This window comes from Rhizobacter sp. (assembly GCA_021153565.1).
Lineage (GTDB): Bacteria > Pseudomonadota > Gammaproteobacteria > Burkholderiales > Burkholderiaceae_C > Albitalea.
In genome coordinates, this window is record JAJKJU010000108.1 from 1 (window position 1) to 19,127 (window position 19,127).

Here is a 19,127-nt window from a genome sequence, read left to right on the forward strand (position 1 = left end):
CAAATGCTCGCCATAGCCCGGGCTATGGCTGTGCTTTGCGCCTAGATCAGGTGCCTTTTGACGCGCTGCTCGGTCACGCTCGAAAAACTCTCAGCCTCTGAAGACGGCGCAACTCGTTCGAACGCGCCATCTCGGCTGGCGCCAGGAGCGCGCGGCAGAAGACGTGGTCTATGCGCCTTTTTGCTCCGCCGTTTTTGTCGCCTGGCTGTGACCAAGGCCAAACTGCTTCTGTTGCTGCTTGGCCTGTCTCTTCAACTCCTTGGCGCGCTTCTGCTTTTGTCTGCGGATACCGCGGTCTTTGTCAGCACTCATGTAGATCTCCTGATGGTCGGATAGGTGTTCACATATTCGTTTGATAGAGCGTTCAGAGAACGCAACACGTCGCAACGAAATGCCGGCCCATTTTGTACCACCCGCCGGCATCTGCCCGGCTTGAGACCGAATTGAGGGCATCGCAATCAGGCACGCGCCTGCGCTTCGTCGAGTACCGCCGCGCCGGACGACATTGATCCGTCCGGGGGGATAAGCAGTACATGGCCCTTCTTCACGCTCTCTGCTATGCGCCCGAGTGCCGCTTCGCAAGGATCAAGCCGAATTGGTCGTCATCGTCCTGATTCAGGGCGATTGCTCCCGCAGATGCCCCGCTCCTTAGTCCCGGTTCGGCTTAGTGCCTGATCGCGGACGAACGTCGTCGCAGCATCGCAATCGCGGGTTCCGTGATGCTCACTTCTGCCGTATCGGAGGCACATCGAACCGCTCCTGTCGCACCGAGCAATCGAAGTTCCTTGCGGAGCGCCAGTTGCTCGCATTGCACGATGCAAGCCAGCGCATCGGTATGAATGCCTCGCGGATTGACGTCCGCCAAGGCCTGCAGAATCGCACGTGTCACGTCAACGTAGGTCACGCATATTCCCTTCGACTACCAGCTGGAACGTGCACGATAAGGCCACCTCCTTGTCATTGGCTTAGGCGATTTCCCGCATATGGCGGACAAGCGTCGAATTGCGCGGTGCACCATAAGTCACTTGCGCTCACAAGGTGAACACCCCCCGCGATGCAACCAACCAGTAAGAGCCGAAACGCATCACGCTACATCTCGTCGTCCACCCATCACCACTTCCTCTGCCGTGCGCGCGAGCACCGGCCTCAACGCCGCTCCTGTGTGACTCGCCGCGCAGCGCACCACGCCCTCAGGCGTCGCCTCGACCACCACCGCCCCTCCGCGCACGCCGCCTTCAGGCCCGAGGTCGATCACCCAGTCGGCTTCCGCAATCACATCCAGATCGTGCTCGATCACGACCACGCTGTGCCCGCCGTTCACCAGCCGATGCAACACGCGAATCAGCTTTTCCACGTCGGCCATGTGCAAGCCCACCGTCGGCTCGTCAAGCACGTACAAGGTGTGCGGCGCCTTGTTGCCGCGACGGGTCACATCGTCGCGCACCTTGGTCAGTTCTGTCACAAGCTTGATGCGTTGCGCCTCGCCGCCCGACAGCGTGGGTGAGGGCTGACCAAGAGTGAGGTAGCCCAAGCCCACGTCCTTCAGCAACTGCAGTGGGTATGAGATGTTGGGCATGGATGCGAAGAACTCCACTGCCTCGTCGACCTCCATGCGCAGCACGTCGCCGATGCTCTTGCCACGCCAACTCACTGCCAGCGTCTCAGCGTTGAAGCGCTGGCCATGGCACACGTCGCAAGGCACCTTCACGTCGGGCAGGAAGCTCATCTCGATGGTGCGCACGCCCTGCCCTTCGCAGGCCGGGCAACGGCCATCGCCGGTGTTGAAGCTGAAGCGTGCTGGTGCATAGCCGCGAGCGCGCGATTCGAGCGTGTCGGCGAAGAGCCTGCGAATGGTGTCCCAGAAACCAATGTAGGTCGCAGGGCAGGAGCGAGGCGTCTTGCCGATGGGCGTCTGGTCGACTTCGAGCACGCGATCGACCTGCTGCCAGCCGTCGATGCTCTCGCAGCCCTGCCATCGCGGCTTGGCACCGCGCGCATTGATGAACTGCAGGTTCGATAGCAGCACGTCTCGCGCCAGCGTGGACTTGCCAGAGCCGCTGACGCCGGTGATGGCAATGAGGCGCTTCAGGGGCACGTCAACGGTGATGTGCTGGAGGTTGTGCAGAGAGGCGGCGTTGATGGTGAGCGCTTCCCTCACCCGCGTCGGGTTGGGCGCTTGGGACGTGGCGCTGGCCTTTCCTTTGCCTTTGGCTTTGGATGCGGTCTTGGCTATGAGGCCGTCGCCCCCGCCCTCCCCCAGCGGCGCAGAGAGCATGTCGCGTCTTGCATTGATCGGGTGGATCAATGGCTGCGCCAGGAACTTGCCGGTGACCGATGTTGCATGCGAGGACAACTCCGTCACCGTGCCTTCGGCGACCAGCGTCCCACCGCGCTTGCCAGCGCCCGGCCCGATGTCGATGATGTGATCTGCTCGACGGATCGTGTCTTCGTCGTGCTCCACCACCACCAGCGTGTTGCCCTTGTCGCCCAGCTTGTGCAGCGCGTCGAGCAGGATCTGGTTGTCGCGCGGATGCAGGCCGATGGTTGGCTCGTCGAGCACGTAGCAGACGCCTTGGAGGTTGCTGCCAAGCTGGGCCGCAAGGCGGATGCGCTGCGCTTCCCCGCCACTGAGCGTCGGCGCTGCGCGGTCGAGCGTGAGGTAGCCGAGGCCGACTTCTTCGAGGAATTCGAGACGGCTGTGAATCTCGGTGATCACGTCTCGCGCAATCTCTGCGTCACGACCTGTGAGGATCAAGCCCTCCACCCACTTGCGCGCATCCGTCACCGACCACTGGGCGATCCACGCGATCGAGTGCGACTCGAAAGTGACACCGCGCGACACCGGGTTCAAGCGCGTGCCGCCGCAGTCCGGGCAAGGCTCGTCGACCACGCCTTCGACTTCCATCTCTTCCGATGGGAAGCTCTGCTCGCGCCCCTTGTTGTCGTCGTCGCGGACGGAATCGTCGTAGGCCTTTCGTTGCTCGCGCGTCAACGCGAGCCCCGTGCCGACACAGGTTTTGCACCACCCATGCTTGCTGTTGTAGCTGAACATGCGCGGGTCGAGCTCTGGGTAGCTTGTGCCGCACACCGGGCACGCGCGCTTGGTCGAGAACACCTTGACCTCGCCGACCTTGCTCGTGGGCGTGCCCGCGAGCATGGCGCCGCGCAGGCCTTCGAGCGGGCTCAGCAGGTGCATGACGCCCTTGCCGAGGTCCAGGGATTTGGTGAGCATCGCTCGCAGCTCAGCTTCGTTCTCGGGCATCACGATGAGGTCGCCCACGGGCAGCTCCAGCGTGTGTTCTTTGAAGCGGTCGATGCGCGGCCACGGGTCCACCTTCGTGAAGTCGCCGTCCACACGCAAATGCGTGTGGCCGCGTGCTTTGGCCCATTTCGCAAGGTCCGTGTAGACGCCCTTGCGGTTGACGACCAGCGGTGCGAGCAGGCCCACGTGCTGGCCCTTGTGGTCGCGAATGATTTGCGCGGCGATGCTCTCGGCGCTTTGCGGCTTGACGGGCGCGCCGTCGTTCACGCAGTGCTGCAGGCCCAGCTTGACGTACAGCAAGCGCAGGAAATGCCACACCTCGGTCGTCGTCGCGACCGTGCTTTTGCGGCCGCCGCGACTCAGGCGCTGTTCGATCGCGACCGTGGGCGGAATACCGTACACCGCATCCACTTCAGGCCGCCCCGCCGGCTGCACGATGCTGCGTGCATAGGCATTCAAGGACTCGAGATAGCGCCGCTGCCCTTCGTTGAATAGGATGTCGAAGGCGAGCGTGCTCTTGCCCGAGCCCGACACGCCGGTGATCACGCTGAACTTGCCGCGAGGGATGCTCACGTCCAGCGACTTGAGGTTATGTTCGCGTGCATTGACGATGCGGATCACCTCCTCGCTCGCACGGCGCTCGTCGCGCAGGGTCTTCACGATGGACTGCAGCGGCCTGCCCTCTTCGACCGCGCTGCCGCCGAAGCCGAGCGCCGTGTCGTAGTCAGCAAGCGCCTTGCCGGTGTGCGATGTGGGATGCCGTTTCACCTCCTCAGGCGTGCCTGCGCACACCACCAGCCCGCCTGCCTCGCCGCCTTCGGGCCCGAGGTCGATCAGCCAGTCGGACGCGCGGATCACGTCGAGGTTGTGCTCGATGACGACGATCGAATGCCCCGCATCGAGCAGCTTGCGAAACGCGCGCATCAGCTTGGCGATGTCATCGAAGTGCAGGCCTGTCGTCGGCTCGTCGAACATGAAGAGCGTGCCCTTCTTCGCCAGGGCCTGCCGGCTCGCTGTCTTGTTCTGCGCCGCTTCGGCAAGGAAGCCCGCAAGCTTCAACCGCTGCGCCTCGCCGCCGCTCAAGGTCGGCACAGGCTGGCCGAGCTTCACGTATTCGAGGCCCACGTCGACGATAGGCTGCAGCACGCGAATCACTTCGCGATCGTTGGCGAACAGCTTCACGGCTTCACTCACCGTGAGTTCGAGCACGTCGGCCACGCTCAGGTCGCGGATCACTTCGCCAGGCATTCGCCGATCGATCTTCACGTCGAGGATTTCCGCGCGATAGCGCCGACCGTCGCAATCGGGGCAGCGCAGGTACACGTCGGACAGAAACTGCATCTCCACATGCTCGAAGCCCGAGCCGCCACAGGTCGGGCAGCGACCGTCGCCCGCGTTGAAGCTGAACATGCCCGGCCCGTAGCCGCGCTGCGATGCAAGCGGCGCTTCTGCGAAAAGCTTGCGGATTTCATCGAAGGCGCCGACATAACTCGCAGGGTTGGACCGCGCCGTCTTGCCGATGGGCGACTGGTCAACGAAGACCGCATCGCTCAGCCAATCACCGCCCAGCAGCCGGTCGTGCTCGCCGGGCGTTTCGGTGGGTTTTCCAAAGTGGCGTTCGAGCGCAGGGAACAGCACGTCCTGCATCAGCGTGCTCTTGCCCGAGCCGGACACCCCCGTCACGCACACAAGGTGCAACAGCGGAAACTCCACCGTCACATTCTTGAGGTTGTGCTCGCGCGCGCCCTCGAGGATGAGTCGCGGCGTCGACTCGGTGACCAAGCGCTTGATGCCCCCCATGCCCACGTGCTTGCGCGCGCCGAGGTAGGCGCCGGTGAGCGTATTGGCGCTCTTGATCTGTTCGGGTGTGCCGTCGAAGACGATGCTGCCGCCGCGCTCGCCAGGGCCCGGGCCCATGTCGATCAGGCGGTCGGCTGCGAGCATCACGGCAGGGTCGTGCTCGACCACCACCAGCGTATTGCCCGCATCGCGCAGCCGATGCATGGCCTCGACGATGCGGTTCATGTCGCGCGGGTGCAGGCCGATGCTCGGCTCATCGAGCACGAACAGGGTGTTGACGAGCGAGGTGCCCAGCGCCGTCGTGAGGTTGATACGCTGCACCTCGCCGCCGCTCAGGGTGCGACTTTGGCGGTCGAGCGTGAGGTACCCGAGGCCGACGTCACAGAGGTACTTCAGCCGTGTGCGTATCTCCGTGAGAAGGAGCTGCATCGCAGTGTTCACTCCTTCCGATTGTCCTGAGCTTGTCGAAGGGAGGCGGGGGCGACTGCCGTCGAGTTCATCCCCGCCTCCCCAAGTGGGCGACGCAGAAAACAGCCGGTCGAAGAAGGAGCGGATCTTTTCAATCGGCATGAGCATCATGTCGTGCAGGACCAGCCCCGGCAGCGATTCAAGCTGTTCGCGAGTCCAGTCCACACCCACCGGCATGAAGCGCTTGTCGGGTCGCATCACATGATCCGCATCGTCCTTCGTGCCCAGGCGCCACAGCAGCGCCTCGGTCTTGAGGCGCGCACCGCCGCACGCGTCGCAGGGCGTATAGCTGCGGTACTTCGACAAGAGCACGCGGATATGCATCTTGTAGGCCTTCGATTCGAGGTATTCGAAGAAGCGCTTGACGCCATACCACTGCTTGTTCCAGTTGCCGTTCCAGTGCGGCGAGCCGTTGATGACCCAGTCGCGCTGGCCTTGGGTCAGCATCGCCCAGGCCGTGTCGCGAGGAATGCCGGCTTCCCCACCGTACTTGAGCAGGTCGTCCTGGCATTCCTTCCAGGCTGGCGTCTGCATGGGTTTGATGGCGCCTGAGCGCAGCGTCTTGCGGTGGTCTGGAATAACGAGACCGTAGTCCACACCGATGACGCGGCCGAATCCGCGGCAGGTTTCGCACGCGCCCATCGCGGAGTTGAAGGAGAAGAGCGCGGGCTGCGGGTCGGTGTAGCGGATGTCGCTGTCGGGGCAATGCAGGCCGGTGGAGAAACGCCAGATGCCGGGTTCGGCGCTGTCGTTCAGCACGTACACGTTCACTCGCCCGCTGCCGCGCTTCAATGCCGTCTCGATCGCTTCGACCGCCCGCACCTTCTCCACGCCTTGAAGACGGATGCGATCCGCCACCACGTCGAGCACCTTGCGCGGCCCCGTGGGCGATGCCACCTCGCGTTGCGCCTGCACTTTCGTGAAGCCACTTGCCGCGAGCCACTGCTCGATCTCTTCTTCGGTCGCGCTCGCGGGCAACTCCACTGGAAACGTCACCACCACCCTCGGATCATCCTCGCGTGTGCGCTCCATCAACTCGGCATAGATCGTCTCGGGCGAGTCGTGTCGCACGCGCTTGGCGGTCTTCTTGTCGAACAGTTCTGCCGCACGCGCCCACAGTAGCTTGAGGTGGTCGTTCAGTTCCGTCATCGTCCCGACGGTCGAACGTGAGGTGCGCACCGGGTTCGTCTGGTCGATGGCGATCGCCGGCGGCACGCCGTCCACGCGGTCCACCGCCGGCCGGTCCATGCGATCGAGGAACTGCCGTGCGTAAGCGCTGAAGGTTTCGACGTAACGGCGCTGCCCTTCGGCGTACAGCGTGTCGAACACGAGGCTCGATTTGCCCGAGCCGCTCGGCCCCGTCACGACGGTGATCTCACCGGTGCGGATGTCGAGGTCCAGGTTCTTGAGGTTGTGCTGGCGAGCACCGCGGATTCGGATCAGACCTGAGGTCATGAGGTGGTGGCTCCGAGAGGGGAGCGGAACATTCTAGGAGGCCCGACCCCGGGTCGTCCCTGGTAGGGCCACACCCATCGGGGCAGGAACTCTTGCGATGACGAAAACGTGCCGACTGGCGGCTTATGCACGCTTTTCGGCGTTCTGGTGTGGTTTTCCATGATCTGTGCGGATCCAGCTAGGACACCATTCGTTGCCCCACCAGTCGCCAATGCGACAGGACGGGGCAGCTCGAAGAAGGGAGGTCATCAACATCGACACAAAATCCGCACTGGAGACATGCAATGACTTCCACGGCACGCCCCGCGGCCCATCGGCGTTTTCGAGCGCTCGCCTTCGGCCTTCTCGCGCTGGCGGCAGCGCCTTGCGTGTTGGCTCAAATCCTCATCGGACAGACCTCCGGCTTCACCGGCCCGGCGTCCTCGGGCGTGAAAGAAAACACGGATGGCGCCAAGCTGTACATCGACCACATCAACGACCACGGCGGCATCCACGGTCAGCACATCGACCTCGTGTCGATGGACGACAAATTCGACCCCAAGCTCGCCGCGGAGAACGCGAAAAAGCTGATCGTCGAGAAGAACGTGCTGGCACTTTTCATGAGCCGGGGCACGCCGCACACCGAGGCGATTCGCCCGCTGCTCGACGAATACCAGATCCCGCTGGTCGCGCCGTCGACGGGCGCGATGAGCCTGCACACGCCGGTGCACCCGTGGATCTTCAACGTACGAGCCCCCTACCAACGCGAGGCCGAGAAAGCGGTGACTCTCCTCACCACCATCGGCATGTCGCGCATAGCGCTCGTGCACGTGGACGACTCCTTCGGCTCCGACTGCGCATTGGGTGCACAAAAGGGCTTTGAGAAGGCCAAGCTCAACCCGCTCTTCATCGAGAAGTTCGACCGGGCCAAGCCCAATTTCGAAACCATCGTAAAGAAGACCAAGGACTTGGATGCGCAGGCCGTGTTCCTCATCGGGTCCTCGGGTTCGGTGTCGGATGCGACCAAGCTGATCCGCGCCGGCGGTTCGCTCGCGCAGATCGTGACAGTGTCGAACAACGCCTCGGGTGGCTTCATCAAGCAAATGGGCGATTTCGCGCACGGCACGATCGTGTCGCAGGTCTTTCCAAATGAACACTCGCTCTCTTCGTCCTTCGTGAAAGAGGCGAGGGACCTTGCCGTCAAGAAGGGCATTTCCGATGTAACGCCTGCAATGCTCGAAGGCTATGCAGGTGCGAAGGTGCTGGTCGAAGGTCTGCGCCGTGCCGGCGACCACCCGACGCGCGCAAAGCTGCAGCATGCACTGGAGAGCTTCAAGAAGGTGGACATCGGCGGACTGGAAGTGAGCTACGGGCCCAACGATCACACGGGCCTGGACTACGCGGACTTGTCCATCATCGGGGCCGACGGAAAGTTCCAACGCTGAACGGTCCGCATCGCAGATATGCAAAGCACAGGACCCAGGCGCCGCCCGCCTCCCAGCCTTTTTATTCCGGGGCGAAGCGACATTTTTGCGGGGTTCCGTACGTGCCGATTTGAGTGTGGATCAGCGCGAGGCCATGCCAGGCGATCACCCCGTCCTCATGCTGCAAGCCCCACTCGGTGAAGTGGATCTCGCGACCTGCGCATAACAAATAGCGCGACGTGCTCGGCATGGCCAGCGGTCTCGATAATCAATCGGGAATGCTCACCGTGCCGCCCGCGTAGCCGATGGCGTTGGCCGTCGTCGGTGCTGCTTCGATGGCCGGAACGTTGGCTGCCGCTATTGCCGGTGCAGCGCCTGCGGTACCACCGCGCGGCACCGTTCGAACCACCTGGCTCGCAGGCAGCGCCGTGCCGCTCTTCAGGTTTGCGTACACCGCATCGAGCGCGCGATTCAAGTACACGTGCAGGGGGATGTAGCGCGTGTCATAGCCAGGCAACACCGTCGGCAGCCCAATGAAAGCATCGAAGTGCTGCGCGTTTTCCACCTCGATGTACGACAGCTTGCTCGCCGCCCCTTCGGTGAGCTTGTTGAGCGCGTAGTACGGACGCGAGGTGTGGCTCACCGGCAGCAGGGCATCGGCGCGGCCATGGACGATGATGGCCGGCTTGCCGTGCAGGTTGCCATTGCGGCGTGTTTCGTTGAGCCCGGTCTGAAGCGCGAGCGACGCCGCATCGGTGCCCGTGAGCAGGTTGCGCAGGCACAGCGCACCGTCGGCATCGAAGTCAGCCGTGCCGCTGGACGCAGACACCGACAGCAGCGCACGCAACGGTCCAGTCGGGTTGTTGTCGTTGATCAACTGCATGTTGGGCACCGGCTGCGGCGGGACGCCATTGCCGGTGGCGAACATCTGCGCAAGTTGCGTGTCGACGATGGTCGTCACCGCCCCACCCGCCGTGGTCGCCGCGAAGCTGATGCCGCAAAGCTTGTCCTTTACGCTCGAACGGGCCAGCGCATTGGCGAAGGTCACCGTCACGGCCGGCGCGACTTCGAAGGCTGAGAGTGATGCGTGTAGCGCGTCGGACTCGGCCTCCCATCCATAGTCGCGCAGCTTTTGCAAAGCCTCGTCGGCTTGCGTTGCGGTGGTGGTCGCCGTCAGCAGTCCCATGGCCTTGAGCGTCGCGCAGCGGTTGCCTGCAAAGAGGCCGAGAGATGTCGCATAGCTCGCCTGGAAGGGTGTGCCCGCGAGCGTCGCCGACAGCGATGCGCAGGACTGGAACAAGTTGGCGTAGCTCGTGAAGTCGATCAGCGACCTGCCGAAAACGGCAAGCGTGGCCGCACCGCGCTTGACCGTGAGGCCCGGGCTTGCAGGCATCTCGACGGCCGGCTCCGACACCGCCACGCCATCGATGAGACCCGCCGTGTCTTGCTCGGCGGCTGCGATGGCCGCACCACCGCCGTTCGAGACGCTCGATGCGATGACGATGGTGTTTGCCGAGGTCAAGGACTGAATCTTGTTGATGCCGTCGGAGCTGATGGCACCCACCTGCTCGTTGAGCACATAGAACGCGAACTCCACCGCCTGAAGCGTGAACTTGCCCCAGTCTTTCTCGGGGTTGCGCTGCGAGTGCGCATGCTTGAGGGCAAAGCGGTTCGGCGACGCCGTGTTGAAGGCCGCCAGTTCCACGCCCGTGAGTGGTGCTCCGAACTGTGCGTTGGCACCAGCGGCGGCCGAGGTGCTGCGCGTGCCGTCGATCAGCGGCACGGTGTCATTTGCGAGATCATGCGGCGCGGCGCCGGTGCCCTTGTCGGTGTAGGCGACTGCACAGCCCTTCTTCAGCCCCCATTCGCCCGTTGAGATCGCGCCATAAATGCCGCGAGAACCCGACGATGTCGCGGTGATGATGCAGGGGTTGGCCTTGTCGAAGGTCGAGGGCACCTGCACCATCAGCGTGACGTTCTGAGCGCCGGTTCCGTCGTCGCTGAAGGCGATGTATTCAGTGCCTGCGATCTTGCCTTCGTCCGTGGTCACCGTGCCGGCGGCATCGACATTCGGGCCGTACAACGTGCCATAGCCACCTGCGGCCGTCATGTCCAGCATGGCGCGGTAGTTGTTGTAGATTGCCGCGCGGCGAAGCTCGGCGGCACTCGGATGCGCCGGATCCACATAGGCCGGCAGCGCGAGCGTCAGGCCGGTCTTGCCGAGGCCGGCGGTGAGCAGGTCGTCGGTGGTGCCGTCGTATGCAGTGGCCTTCACCGTACCGACGTAGCTCGGCTTGACGTTGATGGCCTCGGTCGCGATCTTGCCGCCGCAGGCCGACAGCAATGCCGACGCGGCGATGCCCAAGCGCGCCAGCAGGCACGAACTCTGTTGAAAAATTCGATTCATTGCTGTCTTCTCCTTGATTTTTGACATGTTCAGGCGAGCGCCAAGCCTCTGAGAGGCTGAGCGAAAAACTCTCAGCCTCTGGGCCGCCCTCCGGCGCGTGACCGTCATTTCTTTGGCGGGGAGACTGATGAGCGGATCGTTCGCATTCGACCGACGACGCCGCTTGGAAAGTGATAGACCGAGAGCACGAACAAGATGCCCAGCCACAAGAGCCAGCGCTCTGGCGAGATGATCTGCGAGAGAACCGGGACGCCATCGACCGCAGACGCGCCGAGCTTCATCAGGTCTTGCAGATAGCTTTGCGCAAGCAGGAATAGCACGCCGCCGATGACGGCGCCGTAGATCGTGCCCATGCCGCCGATGACCACGATGAGCAGGATGTCGAGCATGATCTCGAACGAGAGCGACGTGTCGGGCCCGTTGTAGCGAAGCCAGAGCGCGAGCAGCGAACCAGCGAGCGTCGCGAACAGCGCCGACAGCACATTGCTCAGCGTGCGGAAGACCACCGTGCGGTAGCCGATGGACTCGGCGCGGAAGTCGTTTTCACGAATCGCCTGCAGCACACGTCCGAAGGGCGAATTGACAATGCGCAGCATGGTGAGCACGAGCACCAGCGCCGCGAAGAAGAGCAGGTAGTAAGTGACGAAACGGCCGTCGATGGATGCGCCGAGCACCGGGCTCTCGAGGTACTGCGTGCCGGGCTGCAAGGCTTCAGGCACTTTGAAGTTGAGCCCGTCTTCGCCGCCCGTGAAGTCCGACATCTGCGAGGCCAGCGTGAGGAAGGCGGACGCGACGGCGAGCGTGATCATCGCGAAGAAGATCGCTTTCACCCGCAGGCTGAAGAGGCCGATCAACAGCGACAGCAACAACGACACGACGAGCGCCGCGGCAACGCCGATGAGCAACGCGCCCCACCCTGGGCCCATGCGGGTGCTCGCGATGGCGACGCCGTAGGCGCCAATGCCGAAGAACATGGTGTGCGCAAAGCTCACGATGCCGGTGTATCCCAGCAGCAAATCGAAGCTCGCGACGAGCACGATGAATACAAGGATCTTCGCGGCGACGTTGAGCGCCTTGGTGCCGGGGAACAGGAAGGGCGTGAATGCGAGACCCAGCACGATGACGATGAGCAGGAGGCTCAACCAGCGGTTGCGCGGCAGGTCGTGGGAGAGGAGGCGGTTCAGCATGTCAAATCACGGCACTCAGCACGCTCAACGCTTGGCCACCGGATACAGCCCTTGTGGCCGCCACAGCAGCACGAGGACCATCAACCCGATGTTCGAAAACATCGCCACCTTGGGCGCGAGAAATCCGGTGTAGTTGGCGAGCAGCCCCACCAGCAACGCACCCACGAAGCAGCCCAGCGTCGACCCCAGTCCGCCGATGATGATCACAATGAAGATGAGCACGTTCACCTTCGCTCCCATCTGCGGCACCACGCCCTGCTCGTAGAGCGCCCACAGGCTTCCGCCCAGACCCGCAAGCGCCGAGCCGGCAACGAATACGCCGATGAAAAGTCGCCGGATGCGGTAGCCCAGGCTCTCGACCATCTCGCGGTCCTGCACGCCGGCGCGGATCAGCAGGCCGATCTTGGTGCGGTTCAGCGTGAAGAGCATCGCGATCAACACCACAGCGCCAATCACCACGGCAAGGACGCGGAACTTCTCCACTGCCGCATCGCCGAAGATGAATGAGCCCTTGAGCGCACCAGGCAGAGGCAGCGCCTGCTGGCCCGGCCCCCAGATCATCTTGATGATCTCTTCGCCAATGATCATGCCGCCCATGGTGATGAGGATCTGCTTCAAATGCTGGCCGTAGACGGGCCGCACCAGCACACGTTCGAAGGCCCATCCGACGACGCCGGCCACGAGCATCGCGGCCAGCATGGCCGGCAGCACCGCGACGAGGTTCATCCACAGACTCGTGGAGGCCGTCCAGTCGGGCATGGTGCCGAGCACGCTCATCGCGACGAAGGCGCCCATGGCGATGAAGACACCGTGGCCGAAGTTCAGCACGTCCATCAGGCCGAACACCAGTGTCAGGCCGGAGGCGATGATGAAGACGATCATGCCCATCGCCAACCCCGCGACCGTGAGCGTGAGCCAGGTCGAAGGAGAGCCGATGAACGGCATGGCAGCGACTGCGAGCACAACGACCAGCGCCATCGGCACCCAGTCGAAGCTCACCTTGGGGATGGCGGCAGTTGCGGCCGGCATCTGCGCAGCGACGGTGTTCATTGATGGGCTCCCAGCGACAAGCCGAGCAGTCGATGCTGCAGGCTTTCGTCTTCGGCCAGTTCGGCCATGTGTCCGGTGTGCACGATGCGGCCGTCGTCCATCACGGCTACTCGGTCGCCGAGCGACTTCGCCATGCTGAAGTTTTGTTCGACGAGCAGCACAGTGGTCTGCGTGGACTTCAGTTTGCGCAGGGCCGAGATGAGGTTCTGCACGATCACGGGCGCCAAGCCCTTGCTCGGCTCGTCGATGAGCAGCAGGCGGCGCGGCTCGATCATCGCGCGGCAGATCGCAAGCATCTGCTTCTGTCCGCCCGACAGCTTGCCTGCCGGGTAAAGCCAGAACTTCTTGATCGCGGGGAAAAGGCCAAACAGCCACTCGAGCCGCTGTGTGTCGATGTCGTCGATGCTGCTTGCCTTGCGCGCCGCGAGCAGCAGGTTCTCGCGCACGCTGAGGTCGCTGAAGATGCCCATGTTCTCGGGCACGTAGGCAATGCCGAGCTGCGAGATCTCAGGCGTTGCGAGTCGACCCTTTTCGCCACCGATGGGTCTTCCATCGAAGAAGATGTTGCCGCGCGATGCAGGCCACAAGCCCATGATGGTCCGAAGCGTGGTCGTCTTGCCCGCGCCGTTGCGGCCGAGGAGCATCGTCACTTCACCAGACGGCACCTCGAAGTCCACGCCATGGAGGATGTGATAAGCCCCGATGTGCGTGTGCACGCCATCGAGTTTGAGGATGGCATCAGTCATGGGCCTGCGCCGTCGTCATGCCAAGGTAGGCGTTCTGCACCACCGGCGATGCGATGACTTCCGTCGGATCGCCATCGGCCACCAACTGCCCGTTGTGCAGCACGATGATGCGATCCGCCAGCTCGCGCACCACGTCCATCTTGTGCTCGACCAGCAAGATGGTCTTGTCGCGCTGGGCCTTCAAGGCGCGGATCAGATCGAGGATCACCGGCACGTCGTCCACGCTCATGCCGGCCGTCGGTTCGTCGAACATGTACACCTTGGGTTCCAGCGCCATCAGCATCGCCACTTCGAGCTTGCGTTGGTCACCGTGCGGCAGGCTGCTGGCGGCGGCATCGGCGCGGTCGCCGAGCTTCACGCGGCCAACCAGCTCGTGGGCACGGGCCAGCGTGTCGCGATGATCGAGCCACACCGACCAGAGGTTGAGCCCTTCCTTGCGTCGCGCCTGCACCGCCAGCCTCACGTTTTCCACCACCGAAAGATTCGGGAACAACTGCGTCAACTGAAACGCACGACCCAGGCCACGGTGCGTGCGCGACGATGCACTGTCGTTGGTGATGTCCACGCCGTCGAGATGCACCGAGCCTTCCGTCGCGCGCAACTGCCCCGAGATGAGGTTGAAATACGTCGTCTTGCCTGCCCCGTTGGGACCGACGATGGCTGTCAGCGTTCCGGGCGCAAAGGCGCAGCTCACGTGGTCGACCGCCACGTGGCCGCCAAAGCGAATGGTGATGTTCTTGGTCTCGAGCATCCTGGGTTCACCACCCGATCAGGGGCAGCTTCCGATCACGTAGTAGTTGGGGCCGGTCTGCTTGAGCGTCGTCGTGATGAAGACATTCCACAATCCCATGTTCTGGGTAGAGCCGTTGGCGTAGGCATAGCCGCCGCTCTGGTGAGCTCGGCCGGCGGTCGTGTGTGCGTAGTTGCTCGCGGTGAAGCAGACCGCGGCGCTGCCGGTGGTGGTGCCGATCGCAGGCGACGATGCCACACTCTCCGCGCCGTTGCCGTCGACCGTCTTCACTGTCCAACTGTAGGTCGTGCCCGGCGACAGGCCCGTGTCGGTGTAGCTCGTCGACGTGACGAGCGGCGCGTTCGCCTTCGACCCGTCTCGGTACACGTTGTAGCCGCTCGCCGCAGTCACCGCCGACCATTCAATCACCATGCTCGCGTCTGTTGCTCCCGAGGTGCCCACGCCGCTGGGCGCCGGCAGGGTCGAGGCGGGCGTGCCGCTGGACACGCGGTCGACCATGGCTTTCACCGCAGCCATCTGCGGGCCGCTCTTCTTCGAATAGTTGGCGTTGTCATAGCCCCACCAGTCCCAGCAACTGTTGGTCGCCGCCTGGCTGGTCTGCGGATAGAGCATGACGATGTTGTTGGTATCGCCCCAGCGGTTGTAGCCGGTGTCGCGAACGTACTGCTGGCCGACGTCGGCGGTGTTCTGCTTGCAGCCGTGAAGCACTACATGCAGGCGACAAGTCGCGCCGACAACGCAAGCTTGCGGCACATAGACCCAACCGGTGGTCGCCATGCCGTGGCCGCTGATGAAAGTGGTCTGGTCGTACTCGGTGAAGCTGCCCGACAGCGTTCCGTTGTTGCGCGCATTGAGCGTGCCGTACAAGTGCGACAGGATGGCTCCAGCCACGTCGAAGTTGCAGTCATTGATGTAGGGCGGCGCCTTGGTCGAGCAGGTGCTGCCGTAGTCGTCGGTGACCATCGAGTGCTCAGCCGCGACGTCCTTCCGGTAGACGATGTTGTCCGTGGGCACGAAGCTCTGGTAGTACGTGAGCAGATCGTTCATCACAGGCTGCGTGACTACGCTGTCGAGCGAGCCCGAGAACATGTAGACCTTGGAGGCATTGAGGTTCGCCACGGGGTCGATATCGCCGCTCGCGGCCCAGTTCTGGGTCGTGTTGACGAGGCTGGGCACTGGGATGCTGCTGCCGTGCTTCATGCAGCGCCCCGTCGCATTGACGATGGACCCTTCGGCGCAATAGAAGGGACCGCCGGCCACGACGCCCGCGCCCTTCTTGAACGTCGCGGAATACGCCACGTGCAATTGAACCGCCATGAAGCCCCCTGACGACAGGCCGGAGACGCTTGTCTGCGACTTGTCGATCACCAGCACAGGCAGCGGAGATGCTTGTGCCGCAACGGCGAGGGCTGCCCATGCGGCGGCGGCCCATGCCTTCCAACGAAAGAATGTCATGCCAGTCACTCCTTCTCCCGAGGCGGAAGCTATATCTCGCCCTCCCTCTCTGGGGAGGATGGGGTGGAGGCCTCATGGATGAGGCTCTTCTTTTGCGGCCGGACTGATGTGGGTGCCTTGTTTAGGGCGCTGCCTCTCACCCCAACCCTCTTCCCGGAGGGGATAGGGAGATCAATCGATCGCTTTCAGCGCTTGTTCTTCACTGGAACGTTCATCTCTTCCGGCTTTATCTCGCGCACCAGTTCCGGCACACCCCACGCGAACGCCGGGTCCACCTTGATCTTGAAGTGGTACATGCTTTGCATGGCCTGGTGGTCCTCCTTGCGGAAGGTCATCTTGCCCTTGGGCGATTCAAAGCTCATGCCTTCCATGGTCTTGATGAGCTTCTCGGTGTTGGTGTCGCCGCTGGTCTTCTTCAGCGCTTCCACGAGGGCGATGCCGGCCGACATCCCGCCCGCCGTGAAGAAGTCAGGCGGCGACTTGAACTTCGAATAGTGGTTCGCCACCAGCCACTCGTTGACCGGATTCTTGGGAATGCCGAAGTAGTAGTACGCGGCGCCTTCCATGCCCGGCGCGACCTTGTAGTTCACGAGCTGCGGCAGGATGTTGCCGCCGCTCGCGAGCTGGATGCCGAAGCGCTCGGGCTGCAGCTCGGCAATCTTGAACGGGTTGGCGGCGCCAGACCATACGATGAAAATCACCTTCCTGCCTGGCTTGTCCTTGAGCGCATCGAAGATGCGCTGCGCACCGGCGGTGAAGTCCATGGTGTTCTGCGGCAGATATTCCTCGTGGACGATCTTGGCCTTCTTGATGTTGTCCTTGAAGGCCTTCACACCATCGCGGCCGAACGCGTAGTCCTGCGCCAGCGTCGCAATGGACACGCCTTCCTTGTCGAGGGCTACCGCATTGCTGATGGCATCCTGCGAGCTGTTGCGGCCGGTGCGGAAGATGTACTTGTTCCACTTGTCGCCGGTGATGGCGTCGGCCACCGCGGGTTCGACGAGGAGAATCTTCTTGTATTCCTCGGCCACGGGCAGTAGCGCGAGCGCCACACCCGACGACGAGGGGCCGACAGCAATGTCGGCCTTGTCGTCGCCATAAGCCGTGGCGAGCAGGCTCTTTCCGACGTCGGGCTTGCCCTGGTCGTCCTTTTCAACGACGACGAGCTTCTTGCCACCAACCATCATCGTGCCTTGCGTCGCGTACTCGAGCCCCAGCATCAGGCCGATCTGCGTCTGCTTGCCGTAGGCCTCGAGCGGACCTGTCTTGCTGTAGACGTGAGCGATGCGGATTTCCTTGGCTTGCGCATGCGCGAGCGTGGGAGCAGCGAAAGCGCAAGCCAGCATGGACGCCAGCAGTAGCCGACGAGTAGGGACTCGGTTCATGGGTCATGTCTCCTGAGGATGAGCCTCCCCTCGGACGCTATTTGAAAAGCCGTTGTCCGGCAAGCAGACGACGCCGCGGACAAGGAGATGCTTGACACAACGCTAACCGCGCCGTGAACCGTGACGTTTGCGCGGCGCTCCATCACAACGACGCTCGCGCTGCTTCACATCAATGGCCGCGATGATCGAGGGTGGCCATTCGCTCGATCACCGTTGGAAACTGCAGCCTATTTCTTTGCGGCCTTCTTCTCCGGGTCATCATCCGGGTTGACATAAGTGACGGCGAACGGCCCCGCGCCCTGCACCTCGATCTCCGTCGGTCCCTTCACGAGCCAATAGTGGCTGGTCTTGGCGGGAAGGTAGTGGAACGAACCGGCCTTCAGCGCATGCGCTGCCTTGGCGTCAACCTTCTCACCCATGCCGACAGAAGGCGTCCCCGAGAGTACCGTCACCGAGTAAGCCCCGGGATGAGTATGCGGCGCGATCTTGTAGTTCGCCGGCAATTTGAGCCGAATGACGAACGTTCCGTCCTTGCCAGGATCGCCGTGCAGCACGGCGAGCTTCGCGCCTTTCGGCAGCGACGGCGGCGCGTCACCCCACTTCAACTGGTCCGGTGTGATCATCGTCGCCTCGCCGATCGGGGCTGCATCTGCTGCGAACGTGCCAGCTGGGGCCATGCACAGTGCCGTCGCCAACACGAACATTGAACTCGGGATGCGATGGTTCATCTTGGTCTCCTCGGTATGCGCGGATCGACGTTCCGGACGATGGGCCACCGCGCCGGTCCACTGGCCGTCTGGCTGCTTCCAGCGCGAACCTCGTCGCTCAACCCGGACACGACCATACCCCTGCGTCACCGTGTTGTCATGGTTCGACCCTGGAAGCCGCACCGGCATCCAGACCGCGGCCCGGTGCGCAATCGCACGCCGTCCAGATGTCTGCGACGGTCCGATGGGCGGCCGAATTTGACTGCAGCCACCCACCACCCCGAGCACCTGGACGAGAACATGGGTGCCATGCTTGGGCCGCCTGCCAGATGCGGCAACACGCCAGCGGATGCAGCTGTACATTTCGCAGCTGTGACTTCGCAGCTGTGACCGATCCCGGTCTCAAGCCAGCGCCGACAGGGCAATGCGAGCGATGAGCCGAAGATCGACAACATTTCTTCTACCGCAGTGGCACTACGGCGCTGGCATCGTCGTTGCGACAGGGCTGCTCTGCAGCCTCGCCTGGGCTGAACCGTCGGTGCCCACCATTGCGCACTGCGCCGAGTGCGTGGCAGCGCTGAAGGCCCGCGGCGAACCGCTGGCACAACGCGTGAAGCGCGGCGATGCAACGGCCGAGGCACCGCTGATGCCGATCGTGAAGGCATCGTTTTCCTTTATCGGCACGGTCTACAAACAGGGTGTGCGCTCGCCGCAGGCCGAAGAGCTGCTGCGCAGCGCCGAGAAGGCACAGGCCGATTTGCCGCCAGACGATCTCGTCAAGCTACAGGACGCGTGTCAGATCGAGGGCGATCAGTTGCTGAAGGACGCGAACTTCTTCGAGCAGGCGTTCGTGAATCACATGGCGCGAATGCGAATGGACAGGCTGCGTCGCAAGCACTGATGCTGTCGACGTTCGCCACTTGCCATGTTGACGTTACTTGTCGTCCGTGCATGCCCGCTCATCACGCCAAAAGCCCCCTGCTCGTCGTTGCAAATGCTCGCCATAGCCAAGCTATGGCTGCGCTTTGCGCCTAGATCAGGCGCCTTTTGA

At 63.2% G+C, this 19,127-nt stretch carries 13 protein-coding genes; 2 read left to right on the forward strand and 11 right to left on the reverse strand.

Annotated features, from left to right (window positions below):
- Window positions 1–168: 168 nt before the first annotated feature.
- From AC30NL_RS06685 to uvrA, 3 genes are all read right to left on the reverse strand, one after another.
- The gene (locus AC30NL_RS06685; protein ID WP_489463230.1) at window positions 169–312 is read right to left on the reverse strand and encodes a hypothetical protein; all 144 of its coding nucleotides are present in this window, start codon (window positions 310–312) and stop codon (window positions 169–171) included.
- Window positions 313–664: 352 nt separating this feature from the next.
- The gene (locus AC30NL_RS06690) at window positions 665–904 is read right to left on the reverse strand and encodes a hypothetical protein (protein ID WP_489463231.1); all 240 of its coding nucleotides are present in this window, start codon (window positions 902–904) and stop codon (window positions 665–667) included.
- 180 nt (window positions 905–1,084) lie between these two features.
- Entirely contained in the window at window positions 1,085–6,985 is a 5,901-nt protein-coding gene (uvrA, locus tag AC30NL_RS06695) for an excinuclease ABC subunit UvrA (protein WP_489463232.1), read from the reverse strand.
- Window positions 6,986–7,269: 284 nt separating this feature from the next.
- Here uvrA and AC30NL_RS06700 point away from each other — a divergent pair, with 284 nt between their 5' ends.
- Window positions 7,270–8,409, forward strand: a complete 1,140-nt coding sequence (locus AC30NL_RS06700) for an ABC transporter substrate-binding protein (protein ID WP_489463233.1) — start codon at window positions 7,270–7,272, stop codon at window positions 8,407–8,409.
- Between the two features lie 247 nt (window positions 8,410–8,656).
- Here AC30NL_RS06700 and AC30NL_RS06705 read toward each other — a convergent pair whose 3' ends face one another.
- The 8 genes from AC30NL_RS06705 to AC30NL_RS06740 form a co-directional block, all read right to left on the reverse strand.
- Window positions 8,657–10,795 (reverse strand): 3-hydroxybutyrate oligomer hydrolase family protein, encoded by a 2,139-nt coding sequence (locus AC30NL_RS06705; protein ID WP_489463234.1) that lies wholly within the window; start codon window positions 10,793–10,795, stop codon window positions 8,657–8,659.
- A 104-nt stretch (window positions 10,796–10,899) separates the two neighbouring features.
- Window positions 10,900–11,982, reverse strand: a complete 1,083-nt coding sequence (locus AC30NL_RS06710) for a branched-chain amino acid ABC transporter permease (RefSeq protein ID WP_489463235.1) — start codon at window positions 11,980–11,982, stop codon at window positions 10,900–10,902.
- Between the two features lie 24 nt (window positions 11,983–12,006).
- Window positions 12,007–13,032 (reverse strand): branched-chain amino acid ABC transporter permease, encoded by a 1,026-nt coding sequence (locus tag AC30NL_RS06715; RefSeq protein WP_489463236.1) that lies wholly within the window; start codon window positions 13,030–13,032, stop codon window positions 12,007–12,009.
- The gene (locus tag AC30NL_RS06720) at window positions 13,029–13,778 is read right to left on the reverse strand and encodes an ABC transporter ATP-binding protein (protein ID WP_489463237.1); all 750 of its coding nucleotides are present in this window, start codon (window positions 13,776–13,778) and stop codon (window positions 13,029–13,031) included. Before AC30NL_RS06720 ends, AC30NL_RS06715 begins: the two co-directional genes overlap by 4 nt.
- Window positions 13,771–14,529: an ABC transporter ATP-binding protein gene (locus AC30NL_RS06725; protein ID WP_489463238.1), complete on the reverse strand. Its 759-nt coding sequence runs from the start codon at window positions 14,527–14,529 to the stop codon at window positions 13,771–13,773. The genes AC30NL_RS06720 and AC30NL_RS06725 overlap by 8 nt, the downstream gene beginning before the upstream one ends.
- An 18-nt stretch (window positions 14,530–14,547) precedes the next feature.
- Window positions 14,548–15,984, reverse strand: a complete 1,437-nt coding sequence (locus AC30NL_RS06730; protein ID WP_489463239.1) for an extracellular catalytic domain type 2 short-chain-length polyhydroxyalkanoate depolymerase — start codon at window positions 15,982–15,984, stop codon at window positions 14,548–14,550.
- Between the two features lie 185 nt (window positions 15,985–16,169).
- Window positions 16,170–17,369: a substrate-binding domain-containing protein gene (locus AC30NL_RS06735; protein ID WP_489463240.1), complete on the reverse strand. Its 1,200-nt coding sequence runs from the start codon at window positions 17,367–17,369 to the stop codon at window positions 16,170–16,172.
- 227 nt (window positions 17,370–17,596) lie between these two features.
- Window positions 17,597–18,097, reverse strand: a complete 501-nt coding sequence (locus tag AC30NL_RS06740) for a cupin domain-containing protein (protein WP_489463241.1) — start codon at window positions 18,095–18,097, stop codon at window positions 17,597–17,599.
- 412 nt (window positions 18,098–18,509) lie between these two features.
- Between AC30NL_RS06740 and AC30NL_RS06745 the strand changes: the two genes are divergently transcribed.
- Complete coding sequence (locus tag AC30NL_RS06745) at window positions 18,510–18,977, forward strand: hypothetical protein (RefSeq protein WP_489463242.1); 468 nt, start codon at window positions 18,510–18,512, stop codon at window positions 18,975–18,977.
- The last annotated feature ends 150 nt before the right edge of the window (window positions 18,978–19,127 follow it).